Genomic DNA, 12,836 nt, shown 5'->3' on the forward strand with positions numbered 1-12,836 from the left:
AAAATGCTTCAGGACAAAGACCGCATCTTCACCAACATCTACGGCCTCTTCGACAAGTCGCTGGCCGGCGCGATGGCGCGCGGCGCCTGGGACAACACACCCGGCATCGTCGCCAAGGGACGCGAGTGGATCGTCAACGAGATGAAGGCGTCCGGCCTGCGCGGCCGCGGCGGCGCCGGCTTCCCGACGGGCCTCAAATGGTCGTTCATGCCCAAGCAGAGCGATGGCCGGCCGAGCTACCTCGTCATCAATGCCGACGAATCCGAGCCCGGCACCTGCAAGGACCGCGATATCCTGCGCAACGACCCGCACACGCTGGTCGAGGGCGCATTCCTCGCCGGCTTCGCCATGGGCGCGATCGCCGCCTACATCTATGTACGCGGTGAGTTCATCCGCGAGCGCGAGGCGCTGCAGCGGGCGATCGACGAGGCCTATGAGGCCAAGCTGATCGGCAAGAACAACACCTCCGGCTATGATTTCGAAATCTACATGCACCATGGCGCCGGCGCCTATATCTGCGGCGAGGAGACGGCACTGCTCGAAAGCCTCGAAGGCAAGAAGGGCCAGCCCAGGCTGAAGCCGCCATTCCCGGCCAATGTCGGCCTCTATGGCTGCCCGACCACGGTCAACAATGTCGAATCGATCGCGGTCGCGCCGACCATCCTGCGCCGCGGTGCTGCCTGGTTCTCGTCCTTCGGCCGGCCCAACAATGTCGGCACCAAGCTGTTTTGCATCTCCGGCCACGTCAATAACCCGTGCACGGTCGAAGAGGCGATGTCGATCCCTTTCCGCGAGCTGATCGAGACGCATTGCGGCGGCATTCGCGGCGGCTGGGATAATCTTTTGGCGGTCATTCCGGGCGGCGCCTCGGTGCCGCTGGTGCCGGCCGAGCAGATTATCGACACGCCGATGGATTTCGACGCGCTGCGCGACCTCAAATCCGGCCTTGGCACGGCGGCTGTCATCGTCATGGACAAGTCGACCGATATCGTGAAGGCGATCGCGCGGCTTTCCTACTTCTACAAGCATGAGAGCTGCGGCCAGTGCACGCCGTGCCGCGAAGGCACCGGCTGGATGTGGCGGGTGATGGAGCGGCTGGTGCGCGGCGAGGCACAGAAGCGCGAGATCGACATGCTGCTCGACGTCACCAAGCAGGTCGAGGGTCACACGATCTGCGCGCTGGGTGATGCGGCGGCATGGCCGATTCAGGGCCTGATGCGGCATTTCCGCGGCGAGGTGGAGCGGCGCATCGACGAGTTTTCGCGCAACGCGCACCGGGCAGAACCGGTGATGGTGGCGGCGGAATAGAAGAATTTCTTGAATGCGGGCGAAAGCCCGAAGGGAAATACGGGCAAATGCCCGATTTGAGATACGGGCAAGTGCCCGATCTAAGACAACCGGGGCGGGCGAACGAAGAAACGACCAGGAGAACTCTATGGCGCCGTATTCGACACCCAATCCATTGATGCCCAATTTGGACCAGCTCGAGAAAATGAACCAGGATCTGACCAGGATGATGCCGAAGGAGATGGCCAGTGCCGTCAACCTTCTCGTGCATCCTGTCGCGGGTGCCGCGGCGATGTCGGCCTTGAGCCTCGGGCTTGCCAACCACGCTTTCGGCGTCTGGCTGGGTGCGCTTTCGGGAGCGACTGAGGCTTCGCAACGGCTGTTGCAGCCGATCGTCGATGATTTCGAGGCGCGGGTCGCGCAGTTCGACGATCCGAGCCCGTCCTCCACCAGGGCGCGGGCGACGGCGAAAACCATGATTGCCGAGGCGCAGTCCTTTGCCCAGGAAGTCACGGACATTGCCGCGAAGGAAGCCGTCACTGCAGCACCGGCGGCGAATGCCGTCCCAGCGGCCGGCGACGCCGCCGATGTGCTTATGCCAGAGGATTTCAGGCAGCCCAGGGCGATGGAAAAGCCGGCGAAACCGGCGGATCTCAAGGCCATATCGGGTATCGGTCCCAAGCTGGAAAAGGTACTCAACGGCCTGGGTATCTGGACGTATGGCCAGATCGCGGCATGGACGCCGCAAGAGGTTGCCTGGGTCGAGGACTATCTGTCGCTCGGCGGCCGTATCGGCCGCGACGACTGGACGGCCCAAGCGGCGGCGCTCGCCGTCAAAAAGTGAATGAAATGCACGGCGTGGTCTCGACCATGTCCGGAAAAAGAGATTGCGGGAACTCCGCAGGGGTTTTAGGCGAATGGCAAAGCTCAAGGTCGACGGGAAAGAGATCACTGTACCCGACCACTACACGCTGCTGCAGGCGGCGGAAGACGCTGGTGCGGAAGTGCCGCGCTTCTGCTTCCATGAGCGGCTGTCGATCGCCGGCAATTGCCGGATGTGCCTGATCGAGGTGAAGGGCGGACCGCCCAAGCCGCAGGCTTCCTGTGCCATGGGCGTGCGCGACCTGCGCCCGGGCCCGAATGGCGAGCCGCCGGAAATCTTCACCAACACGCCGATGGTCAAAAAGGCCAGGGAAGGCGTGATGGAATTCCTGCTGATCAACCATCCGCTGGATTGCCCGATCTGCGACCAGGGCGGCGAATGCGACCTGCAGGACCAGGCGATGGCCTTCGGCGTCGATTCCTCGCGCTATCACGAGAACAAGCGCGCGGTCGAAGACAAGTATATCGGACCGCTGGTCAAGACGGTGATGAACCGCTGCATCCATTGCACGCGCTGCGTCCGCTTCACCACGGAAGTCGCCGGCATTTCCGAACTCGGCCTGATCGGCCGCGGCGAGGATGCCGAGATCACCACCTATCTCGAAAGCGCAATGACCTCGGAGCTTCAGGGCAATGTCATCGACCTCTGCCCGGTCGGCGCGCTGACCTCGAAACCCTTCGCCTTCCAGGCGCGGCCGTGGGAGCTGACCAAGACCGAATCCATCGACGTGATGGATGCCGTCGGCTCGGCGATCCGCGTCGACAGCCGTGGCCGCGAAGTGATGCGCATCCTGCCGCGCGTCAACGAAGCGGTGAACGAGGAGTGGATTTCCGACAAGACACGCTTCATCTGGGACGGCCTGCGCACGCAGCGCCTCGACCGCCCCTATGTGCGCAAGGACGGCAAGCTGGTTCCGGCAAGCTGGGCCGAGGCGTTCGCCGCGATCAAGGACGCGGTGTCGAAGGCCGCACCCGAGAAGATCGGTGCCATTTCAGGCGATCTCGCCGCGGTCGAGGAAATCTACGCGCTGAAGCTGCTGATGGCTTCGCTCGGCTCGAAGAACACCGACTGCCGCCAGGATGGCGCCGCACTCGATCCGGCACTTGGCCGCGCCAGCTACATCTTCAACCCGACCATCGAAGGCATCGAGCAGGCCGACGCGGTGCTGATCATCGGCGCCAACCCGCGCTATGAGGCCTCGGTGCTCAACGCCCGCATCCGCAAGCGCTGGCGGATCGGCAATCTGCCGGTCGGCGTCATCGGCGATGTCGGCGATACGCGCTACGATTACGAACAGCTGGGCGCCGGGCCGGATTCGCTGAGGGATCTGGCCGACGGCAACGGCAAGTTCTTCCAGGTGCTGAAAAAGGCGACGCATCCGCTGATCATCGTTGGCCAAGGCGCTTTGTCGCGCGCCGATGGCGCGGCCGTGCTCGGCCAGGCGGCCAAGCTTGCCGCCGCTGTGAACGCTGCTCGCGCGGACTGGAACGGCTTTGCCGTGCTGCATAATGCGGCCGGACGCGTCGGCGGTCTCGATCTCGGCTTCGTGCCGGGCGAGGGCGGCAAGAATGTCGCCGGCATGCTGGGCGACATGGAGCTGTTGTTCCTGCTTGGCGCCGACGAGATCGACATGGCCAAGACCGGCGGCGCCTTCGTCGTCTATATCGGCACGCATGGCGACCAGGGTGCGCACCGCGCCAATGTCATCCTGCCGGCGGCTGCCTATACCGAAAAGTCGGCCACCTATGTCAACACGGAGGGCCGCGTCCAGCAGACCAACCGCGCCGGCTTCGCGCCGGGCGATGCCCGCGAGGACTGGGCTATCCTGCGGGCACTGTCGGATGTGCTGGGCAAGAAACTGCCGTTCGATTCGCTGCCGCAGCTGCGCGCCAAGCTCTATGGCGAATACCCGCATCTGGCCCGCATCGATCAGGTCGCGGCCGGTAATGCCGAAGACATCGCTGGGGTGGCGAAGCTCGGCGGACGGCTGAACAAGGGCACCTTCACCTCGCCGGTCAAGGATTTCTACCTGACCAACCCGATCGCGCGGGCATCGGCCGTAATGGCGGAATGCTCGGCGCTGGCCAGGAACGGCTTCAAGCAGGCGGCGGAATAAGCATGGACACTTTCTTCTCCTTCTACGTGCTGCCGGCGCTGCTGATCCTCTTGAAGTCAGTCGTGCTGATCGTCGTGCTTTTGATCTTCGTCGCCTACATACTCTACGCCGACCGCAAGATCTGGGCGGCGGTGCAGCTGCGCCGTGGCCCGAACGTCGTTGGCCCCTGGGGCACGCTGCAGGCCTTCGCCGATCTGCTGAAATTCGTCTTCAAGGAACCGGTGATCCCGTCAGGCGCCAACAAGGGCGTCTTCCTGCTGGCGCCGCTGGTCTCGGCTGTGCTGGCGATCTCGGCTTGGGCGGTCATCCCGGTCAGCCAGGGCTGGGCGATCGCCAACGTCAATGTCGGCATCCTCTATGTCTTCGCCATCTCTTCGCTCGAAGTCTACGGCGTGATCATGGGCGGCTGGGCGTCGAACTCGAAATATCCGTTCCTCGGCGCGCTGCGTTCGGCGGCTCAGATGGTGTCCTACGAAGTCTCGATCGGCTTTGTCATCGTCACCGTGCTGCTCACCGCCGGCTCGCTCAACCTGTCCGACATCGTGCTGTCGCAGCATGACGGGCTTGGTACGCGGCTTGGCCTGCCCAATACGTTCCTCGACTGGAACTGGCTGGCACTGTTCCCGATGTTCATCATCTTCTTCATCTCGGCGCTGGCCGAGACGAACCGGCCACCTTTTGATCTGGTGGAAGCCGAATCGGAACTGGTCGCCGGCCACATGGTCGAGTACTCGTCGACGCCGTTCCTGCTGTTCTTCCTCGGCGAGTATGTCGCCATCGTGCTGATGTGCGCGCTGGCCACCATCCTGTTCCTCGGCGGCTGGCTGCCGCCCTTCGACTTCGCGCCGTTCACCTGGGTGCCCGGCGTCATCTGGTTCGTGCTGAAAGTCTGCTTCGTCTTCTTCGGCATCTCCATGGTGAAGGCCTTCGTGCCGCGCTACCGCTACGACCAATTGATGCGGCTCGGCTGGAAGGTGTTCCTGCCGATTTCGCTGTTCATGGTGGTCGCCACCGCCGCCGTCCTCAAGATCACGGGGTTTGCGTGATGTCCGCTCTTTCCCAAGCCGCAAAATCGCTGCTGCTGCAGGATTTCGTCAGCGCTTTCTTCCTGTCGATGCGCCAGTTCTTCGCACCGAAGGAGACGATCAATTATCCGCACGAGAAGGGGCCGACCAGCCCGCGCTTCCGAGGCGAGCATGCGCTGCGCCGCTATCCCAATGGCGAGGAACGCTGCATCGCCTGCAAGCTGTGCGAAGCGATCTGCCCGGCGCAGGCCATCACCATCGAGGCCGGTCCGCGCCGCAATGACGGCACGCGCCGCACCGTGCGCTACGACATCGACATGGTGAAGTGCATCTATTGCGGCTTTTGCCAGGAGGCCTGCCCGGTCGACGCCATCGTCGAGGGGCCGAATTTCGAATTCGCGACGGAGACGCGCGAGGAACTCTACTACGACAAGGACAAGCTGTTGGCGAATGGCGACCGCTGGGAGCGCGAACTGGCGCGCAACATCGCGCTGGACTCGCCTTACCGCTGATATTTGACGCATGGACGGGGCGAGGGGCCTCGTCCAGAGGATGATCCCGAAAAGTTGCAGACCTTTCGGACCAGATCGCCCTCCGGAATTCAGAGTGGCCCATGTTTCTTTCGATCGGGCCTTTCAACCCGATCGGAACATGGGCTAGGACAACGCGGCTTCGGTACCGAAGGCGGAACGAAGCCAGAGACAACAAACAGGACGTTCGTCCTGTTTGTACAGGAACCCCGGGGGAACCCCATGTTGAGTGGACTAGAGGCGGCCTTTTTCTACCTCTTCGCCTTTATCGCGGTGGCGTCGGCGTTCATGGTCATTTCGTCGCGCAACCCCGTGCATTCGGTGCTGTTCCTGATCCTGACCTTCTTCAACGCCGCCGGCCTGTTCATGCTGACCGGGGCCGAATTCCTGGCGATGATCCTGCTCGTCGTCTATGTCGGCGCGGTCATGGTGCTGTTCCTGTTCGTCGTCATGATGCTCGACGTCGATTTCGCCGAGATGAAGGAAGGCGCCCTGCAATACGCGCCGATCGGCGCGCTGGTCGGGCTGATCCTGGCGGCTGAGCTGATCATCGTGCTCGGCGGCTACACATTCGCGCCGCAGCTTGCCTCGACGGTCTCGAAGCCCATCCCGGATCTCGCCGCGCGGACAAATACCGCCGCACTCGGCGACATCCTCTATACCGACTACCTCTACTACTTCCAGATTTCGGGCCTCATCCTGCTGGTTGCCATGATCGGCGCCATCGTACTGACGCTGCGCCACAAACCGGGAATCAAGCGGCAGTCGATAGCAGCCCAGGTCGGCCGCACGCCGGCGACGGGCATGGAAATCCGCAAGGTCAAGACAGGCGAGGGACTCTGAGATGGTTGTCGGCATCGCACATTATCTGACCGTATCGGCTGTTCTGTTCACCCTCGGCGTGTTCGGCATCTTCCTGAACCGCAAGAACGTCATTGTCATCCTGATGTCGGTCGAGCTGATCCTGCTCGCGGTCAACATCAACTTCGTCGCCTTTTCGGCAGCACTCGGCGATCTGGTCGGCCAGGTGTTCGCGCTGTTCGTGCTGACGGTCGCGGCGGCTGAAGCCGCCATCGGACTTGCCATTCTCGTCGTCTTCTTCCGCAACCGCGGCTCGATCGCGGTCGAAGACGTGAACATGATGAAGGGTTGACGGAACCACCATGTATCAGGCCATCGTCTTCCTTCCCCTGCTCGGCTTCCTGATCGTCGGCCTGTTCGGCACGTCGCTCGGCGCCAAGGCGTCCGAATACATCACCTCCGGTTTCCTGGTGATCGCGGCCGTGCTGTCGTGGGTCGCTTTCTTCACCGTCGGCTTCGGCCATGGCGAGGTGTTCACCGTGCCGGTGCTGCGCTGGATCCAGTCGGGTGGACTGGAAGCGTCCTGGGCGCTGCGCATCGACACGCTGACGGTGGTGATGCTGGTGGTGGTCAACACCGTGTCGGCGCTGGTTCACATCTATTCGATCGGCTACATGCACCACGATCCGAACCGGCCGCGGTTCTTCGCCTATCTGTCGCTGTTCACCTTCGCCATGCTGATGCTGGTGACGGCGGACAATCTGGTGCAGATGTTCTTCGGCTGGGAAGGGGTCGGTCTCGCCTCCTACCTACTGATCGGCTTCTGGTACAAGAAGCCATCGGCCAATGCCGCGGCGATCAAGGCCTTCGTCGTCAACCGCGTCGGCGATTTCGGCTTCGCGCTCGGCATCTTCGGCCTGTTCGTGCTGTTCGGCTCGGTCAATCTCGGCACTATCTTCGCCAATGCGGCGACGTTCATTCCGGCTGAAGGCGCGCCGCAGGGGGCCGCCGTGCTGACCTTCCTTGGCTATGCGCTGGACAAGCAGGCGGCGATGACGATCGTCTGCCTGCTGCTGTTCATGGGTGCCATGGGCAAGTCTGCGCAGGTGCCGCTGCACACCTGGCTGCCGGACGCCATGGAAGGCCCGACACCGGTCTCGGCACTGATCCATGCCGCCACCATGGTGACGGCCGGCGTGTTCATGCTGGCGCGCCTGTCGCCGCTTTTCGAACTGTCGCATTCGGCGCTGATGGTTGTCACCTTCATCGGCGCCTTCACCGCCTTTTTCGCGGCGACGGTCGGCCTCGTGCAGAACGACATCAAGCGCGTCATCGCCTATTCGACCTGTTCGCAGCTCGGCTACATGTTCGTGGCGCTCGGCGTCGGCGCCTATGGCGCGGCGATCTTCCATCTGTTCACGCATGCCTTCTTCAAGGCGCTGCTGTTCCTCGGCTCGGGCTCGGTCATCCATGCCGTCTCCGACGAGCAGGACATGCGCAAGATGGGCGGCTTGCGGACGCTGATTCCGACAACTTACTGGATGATGGTGATCGGCACGCTGGCGCTGACCGGCGTCGGCATTCCGGTGACGGTCATCGGCACCGCCGGCTTCTTCTCCAAGGACGCCATCATCGAGAGCGCCTTTGCCAGCCACAATCCGGTTGCCGGCATGGCCTTCATCCTTCTGGTCATCGCCGCCTGCTTCACCTCCTTCTACTCCTGGCGGCTGATCTTCATGACGTTCCACGGCCAGCCGCGGGCGAGCCATGAGGTGATGCACCACGTCCATGAATCGCCGCCGGTTATGCTGGTGCCGCTGTTCATCCTGGCCGCGGGCGCGCTGTTTGCCGGCATCATCTTCCACGGGGCCTTCATCGGTGAAGGCTATGCCGAGTTCTGGAAGGCGTCGCTGTTCACGCTGCCGGACAACCACATATTGCACGAGATCCACGAACTGCCGCTGTGGGTCGAGCTGTCGCCGTTCATCGCCATGCTGATCGGTTTCGCGGTGGCCTGGAAGTTCTACATCCGCTCGCCGGAAATGCCCGTCAATCTGGTTGCCCACCATCGCGGGCTCTATGCCTTCCTGCTCAACAAATGGTATTTCGACGAACTCTACGATTTCCTGTTCGTGCGGCCCGCCAAGCGTCTCGGCCATTTCCTGTGGAAGACCGGCGACGGCGCCGTCATTGACGGCCTCGGCCCGGACGGTATTTCGGCGCGCGTCGTCGATGTCACCAACCGCGTCGTCAAGCTGCAGACCGGCTACCTCTACCACTATGCCTTCGCCATGCTGATCGGCGTTGCCGCACTCGTCACCTGGATGATGCTCTGATGACCGCCTGGCCAATCCTCTCGCTGGTCACCTTCCTGCCGCTGGTTGGTGTGCTGCTCATCCTGTTCATCAACGATGACAGTGAAAACGCGCGCCGCAACATCCGCGCCATCGCGCTGTTGACGACGACGTTCACGTTCATCATCTCGCTGTTCATCTGGACCGGCTTTGACAATTCGGAGTCCGGCTTCCAGTTCGTCGAGAAGGCCGCCTGGCTCGACTCCGGCATTTCCTACCATATGGGCGTCGACGGCATTTCGATGCTGTTCGTCATCCTGACGACCTTCCTGATGCCGCTCTGCATCCTGGCGTCGTGGGAATCGATCGAGAAGCGCGTCAAGGCCTACATGATCGCCTTCCTGCTGCTCGAAACATTGATGATCGGCGTGTTCTGCGCGCTCGATATCGTGCTGTTCTACGTCTTCTTCGAAGCCGGTCTGATCCCGATGTTCATCATCATCGGCGTCTGGGGCGGCAAGCGGCGCGTCTACGCCTCGTTCAAGTTCTTCCTCTACACGCTGGCCGGCTCGGTGCTGATGCTGCTCGCCATCATGGCGATGTTCTACCAGTCCGGCACGACCGACATCCCGACGCTGTTGACGCACAATTTCCCGGCCAACATGCAGACATGGCTATGGCTTGCCTTCTTCGCCTCCTTCGCGGTGAAGATGCCGATGTGGCCGGTGCACACCTGGCTGCCGGACGCGCACGTCGAGGCGCCGACTGCGGGGTCGGTCGTCCTGGCCGCTATCCTCTTGAAGATGGGCGGTTACGGGTTCCTGCGTTTCTCCTTGCCGATGTTCCCGCTGGCGTCCGAGATGTTCGCGCCGCTGGTCTTCGTGCTCTCCGTCGTCGCCATCATCTACACCTCGCTGGTGGCGCTGATGCAGGAGGACATGAAGAAGCTGATCGCCTATTCGTCCGTCGCCCATATGGGCTTCGTCACCATGGGCATCTTCGCCATGAACCAGGAAGGCGTGCAGGGCGCCATCTTCCAGATGCTCAGCCACGGCCTTGTCTCCGGCGCGCTGTTCCTGTGCGTCGGGGTCATCTACGACCGCATGCACACGCGTGAGATCGACGCCTATGGCGGCCTAGTTAACAACATGCCGAAATATGCCGCCGTGTTCATGATCTTCACCATGGCCAATGTCGGCCTGCCCGGCACCAGCGGTTTCGTCGGCGAGTTCCTGACCATGCTCGGCGTGTTCCGGGTCAACACCTGGGTGGCGTTCTTTGCCGCCACCGGTGTGATCCTGTCGGCCGCCTACGCGCTCTGGCTCTATCGCCGGGTGATCTTCGGCGCGCTGACCAAGGACAGCCTGAAAAACCTGCTGGATCTGTCGCCGCGCGAGAAGGTGATCATCTACCCGCTGGTCGTGCTGGTCATCTTCTTCGGCGTCTATCCCGCACCCGTCTTCGACGCGACGGCCGAATCGGTCAAGTCGCTCGTCACCAATGTCACTGCATCCATCGGCGCCGCGCAGACCGCGGCGGCGAACTGACCAGAGGTTTTGCGAAACATGACGCCGGACCTTCTCTCCAGCCTGTCGCTCTCGACGCCAGAGCTGATCCTTGCCGTCGGCGCGCTGGCGCTGCTGATGGTCGGGGCCTATTCGCGCGCCAACACCGCCAACACGGTGACCGGCCTTGCGGTGGCCGTGCTGGTGATCGCCGGCGCCTGGCTGATCTTTTACACCGGGCAGGGCAGTGCCTATGGCAACGCCTTCATCCAGGATACCTTCGCCCACTTCATGAAGGTGCTGGCGCTGGTCGGCTCGGCGGTGACGCTGGTGATGTCGATGCGCTTTGCCAAGGCGGAACGGTTCGATAAGTTCGAATACCCGGTACTGATCCTGCTTTGCACGCTCGGCATGATGCTGATGATCTCCGCGAACGGCATGATCGGGCTCTATCTCGGCCTCGAGCTGCAGTCGCTGGCGATCTATGTGCTATGCGCGATCAACCGCGACAATCTGCGTTCGACCGAAGCCGGCCTCAAATATTTCGTCCTCGGCGCGCTGTCGTCGGGCATGCTGCTCTATGGCATCAGCCTGGTCTATGGCTACACCGGCAACACCGGCTTCCAGGAGATCGCTTCGGCGCTGGGCAGCGGCGGGCGCCAGCTTGGCCTCGTCTTCGGTCTCGTCTTCGTGCTGGCCGGCCTTGCCTTCAAGATCTCGGCGGTGCCGTTCCACATGTGGACGCCCGACGTCTATGAGGGCGCGCCGACGCCGGTGACGGCCTTCCTGGCGGCCGCGCCCAAGATGGCGGCGATGGCGCTGATCGTGCGCGTCACCATGGGCGCGTTCAAGCCGATCGCCGCCGACTGGCAGCAGATCATCGTCTTCATCTCGATCGCCTCGATGGCGCTCGGCGCTTTCGCCGCGATCGGGCAGACCAACATCAAGCGCCTGATGGCCTATTCCTCGATCGGCCATATGGGCTACGCGCTGGTCGGCCTTGCCGCCAACAGCCAGGCCGGCGTGCGCGGCGTTGCCATCTACATGCTGATCTACCTGGTGATGACGCTCGGCACCTTTGCCTTCATCCTCGCCATGCGGCGCAAGGAAGGTAATGTCGAACAGATCAGCGATCTGGCCGGCCTGTCGTCGACCAACCCGATCATGGCGACGATCCTGACCATCCTGATGTTCTCACTGGCCGGCATCCCGCCGCTCGCCGGCTTCTGGGGGAAATGGTACGTCTTCCTCGCCGCCATCAACGCCAATCTCTACGCGCTGGCGATCATCGGCGTGCTGGCCTCTGTGGTGGGCGCCTATTATTATCTGCGCATCATCAAGATCATGTGGTTCGACGAACCGGTCGGCGGCTTCGTGCCGATGGCGAGCGAATTGCGTGTCGTGCTCGGCGTCTCCGGCGCCTTCGTGCTGTTCTATGTGCTGATCGGCGGACCGATCGGCACCTATGCCGAAGCCGCCGCCAAGACGTTTTTCTAGACGGCATGGCATTTCGGCTGGCTCCAACCTCGGCGTCGGAAGGGTTCCGGCTCGAGGCGCATGACAGCGTCGGCTCCACCAATGCGCTGGCGCTGGACCACGCAAGGGCAGGCGACTCCGGCAAATTGTGGGTCGTTTCCAAGAAGCAGGAAAGCGGGCGCGGACGGCGTGGCCGCGTCTGGGCAACGCCCGAAGGCAATCTGGCGGCGACGCTGCTCGTCATCACCAATACCGAGCTTCGCCTTGCGGCAACGCTGGGCTTCGTCGCCGGCCTGGCGCTGGCCGATGCGCTCGACGCCGTGGTGCCGAAGGTCCGGATCGCCATCGGCCTCGACGGCGGCAGTGAGGGAAAGAACCGTTTCGAGCTGAAATGGCCGAACGACGTGCTTGCCTCCGGCGCCAAGCTGGCCGGCATTCTGCTGGAATCGGCGATCCTGGACGGCGGCCGTTTCGCGGTGGCAGTCGGCATCGGCGTCAATGTGGTGGCTTATCCAGAAGATTTGCCGTATCCGGCAACGTCATTGCGTGCGCTGGGCGCGACATGCGATGCGGAAACACTGTTTCTGGCGCTGTCGGATGCCTGGAGCGAGAATGCCAGGTTGTGGGATGAAGGGCGCGGACTTGCCGCCGTCAGGCGACGGTGGTTGGCTCGCGCAGCGGGGCTCGGCGGGCAGGTTGCTGTCAGAATTGACGGTAATGTGGTGCGTGGGGTGTTTGAAACCATTGACGAGGACTGCCGTTTCGTGATCCGCGACGATGAAGGTTCGGTTCTGACGATCGCCGCCGGCGACGTGCATTTCGGCGCGGTCGCGTCTGCCCGCGTCTAGAGCCGTTCGCTAACGGCTCTAAGTGTTTGTTTTCATGCAAGTCCTGTGGGAAAATCGTTAGACACTTTTCC

Annotated in this window: 11 protein-coding genes; all 11 read left to right on the forward strand. The window is 62.7% G+C overall.

The features are described 5' to 3' along the window. Window positions 1-3 precede the first annotated feature (3 nt). The 11 genes from nuoF (at window position 4) to NKJ06_RS04390 (ending at window position 12,765) form a co-directional block, all read left to right on the forward strand. On the forward strand, window positions 4-1,308 hold the full coding sequence (gene nuoF / locus NKJ06_RS04340) for an NADH-quinone oxidoreductase subunit NuoF (RefSeq protein ID WP_352632480.1): 1,305 nt from the start codon (window positions 4-6) through the stop codon (window positions 1,306-1,308). A 127-nt stretch (window positions 1,309-1,435) separates the two neighbouring features. Next, window positions 1,436-2,131 carry a helix-hairpin-helix domain-containing protein gene (locus NKJ06_RS04345; protein ID WP_352632478.1) on the forward strand — a complete coding sequence of 232 codons (696 nt, stop codon included), beginning with the start codon at window positions 1,436-1,438 and terminating at the stop codon, window positions 2,129-2,131. A 73-nt stretch (window positions 2,132-2,204) separates the two neighbouring features. Next, window positions 2,205-4,286: an NADH-quinone oxidoreductase subunit NuoG gene (gene nuoG / locus NKJ06_RS04350; protein WP_352632476.1), complete on the forward strand. Its 2,082-nt coding sequence runs from the start codon at window positions 2,205-2,207 to the stop codon at window positions 4,284-4,286. A gap of 2 nt (window positions 4,287-4,288) precedes the next feature. Further along, window positions 4,289-5,332 carry an NADH-quinone oxidoreductase subunit NuoH gene (gene nuoH, locus NKJ06_RS04355; protein WP_352632474.1) on the forward strand — a complete coding sequence of 348 codons (1,044 nt, stop codon included), beginning with the start codon at window positions 4,289-4,291 and terminating at the stop codon, window positions 5,330-5,332. Continuing rightward, entirely contained in the window at window positions 5,332-5,823 is a 492-nt protein-coding gene (gene nuoI, locus NKJ06_RS04360) for an NADH-quinone oxidoreductase subunit NuoI (protein ID WP_352632472.1), read from the forward strand. Before nuoH ends, nuoI begins: the two co-directional genes overlap by 1 nt. 240 nt (window positions 5,824-6,063) lie before the next feature. Next, a complete protein-coding gene (locus NKJ06_RS04365) occupies window positions 6,064-6,684 on the forward strand; it encodes an NADH-quinone oxidoreductase subunit J (protein WP_352632470.1) in 621 nt (206 codons plus the stop codon). 1 nt (window position 6,685) lies between these two features. Next, entirely contained in the window at window positions 6,686-6,994 is a 309-nt protein-coding gene (nuoK, locus tag NKJ06_RS04370; RefSeq protein WP_010910101.1) for an NADH-quinone oxidoreductase subunit NuoK, read from the forward strand. 10 nt (window positions 6,995-7,004) lie between these two features. Next, window positions 7,005-8,978 (forward strand): NADH-quinone oxidoreductase subunit L, encoded by a 1,974-nt coding sequence (nuoL, locus tag NKJ06_RS04375; protein WP_352632468.1) that lies wholly within the window; start codon window positions 7,005-7,007, stop codon window positions 8,976-8,978. Further along, entirely contained in the window at window positions 8,978-10,483 is a 1,506-nt protein-coding gene (locus NKJ06_RS04380; RefSeq protein ID WP_352632466.1) for an NADH-quinone oxidoreductase subunit M, read from the forward strand. The genes nuoL and NKJ06_RS04380 overlap by 1 nt, the downstream gene beginning before the upstream one ends. 18 nt (window positions 10,484-10,501) lie before the next feature. Further along, window positions 10,502-11,938, forward strand: a complete 1,437-nt coding sequence (nuoN, locus tag NKJ06_RS04385) for an NADH-quinone oxidoreductase subunit NuoN (RefSeq protein ID WP_352632464.1) — start codon at window positions 10,502-10,504, stop codon at window positions 11,936-11,938. 5 nt (window positions 11,939-11,943) lie between these two features. Beyond that, the gene (locus NKJ06_RS04390; protein WP_352632462.1) at window positions 11,944-12,765 is read left to right on the forward strand and encodes a biotin--[acetyl-CoA-carboxylase] ligase; all 822 of its coding nucleotides are present in this window, start codon (window positions 11,944-11,946) and stop codon (window positions 12,763-12,765) included. Window positions 12,766-12,836 lie beyond the last annotated feature (71 nt).

The sequence above is a fragment of the Mesorhizobium sp. M0293 genome (genome assembly GCF_040321735.1).
Classification (GTDB): Bacteria; Pseudomonadota; Alphaproteobacteria; order Rhizobiales; family Rhizobiaceae; genus Mesorhizobium.

Excerpts from the sequence above, each read along its gene's own strand:
- nuoF (WP_352632480.1), top strand. The coding sequence starts at position 4 with ATGCTTCAGGACAAAGACCGCATCTTCACCAACATCTACGGCCTCTTC.
- NKJ06_RS04345 (WP_352632478.1), top strand. The coding sequence starts at position 1,436 with ATGGCGCCGTATTCGACACCCAATCCATTGATGCCCAATTTGGACCAG.
- nuoG (WP_352632476.1), top strand. The coding sequence starts at position 2,205 with ATGGCAAAGCTCAAGGTCGACGGGAAAGAGATCACTGTACCCGACCAC.
- nuoH (WP_352632474.1), top strand. The coding sequence starts at position 4,289 with ATGGACACTTTCTTCTCCTTCTACGTGCTGCCGGCGCTGCTGATCCTC.
- nuoI (WP_352632472.1), top strand. The coding sequence starts at position 5,332 with ATGTCCGCTCTTTCCCAAGCCGCAAAATCGCTGCTGCTGCAGGATTTC.
- NKJ06_RS04365 (WP_352632470.1), top strand. The coding sequence starts at position 6,064 with ATGTTGAGTGGACTAGAGGCGGCCTTTTTCTACCTCTTCGCCTTTATC.
- nuoK (WP_010910101.1), top strand. The coding sequence starts at position 6,686 with ATGGTTGTCGGCATCGCACATTATCTGACCGTATCGGCTGTTCTGTTC.
- nuoL (WP_352632468.1), top strand. The coding sequence starts at position 7,005 with ATGTATCAGGCCATCGTCTTCCTTCCCCTGCTCGGCTTCCTGATCGTC.
- NKJ06_RS04380 (WP_352632466.1), top strand. The coding sequence starts at position 8,978 with ATGACCGCCTGGCCAATCCTCTCGCTGGTCACCTTCCTGCCGCTGGTT.
- nuoN (WP_352632464.1), top strand. The coding sequence starts at position 10,502 with ATGACGCCGGACCTTCTCTCCAGCCTGTCGCTCTCGACGCCAGAGCTG.
- NKJ06_RS04390 (WP_352632462.1), top strand. The coding sequence starts at position 11,944 with ATGGCATTTCGGCTGGCTCCAACCTCGGCGTCGGAAGGGTTCCGGCTC.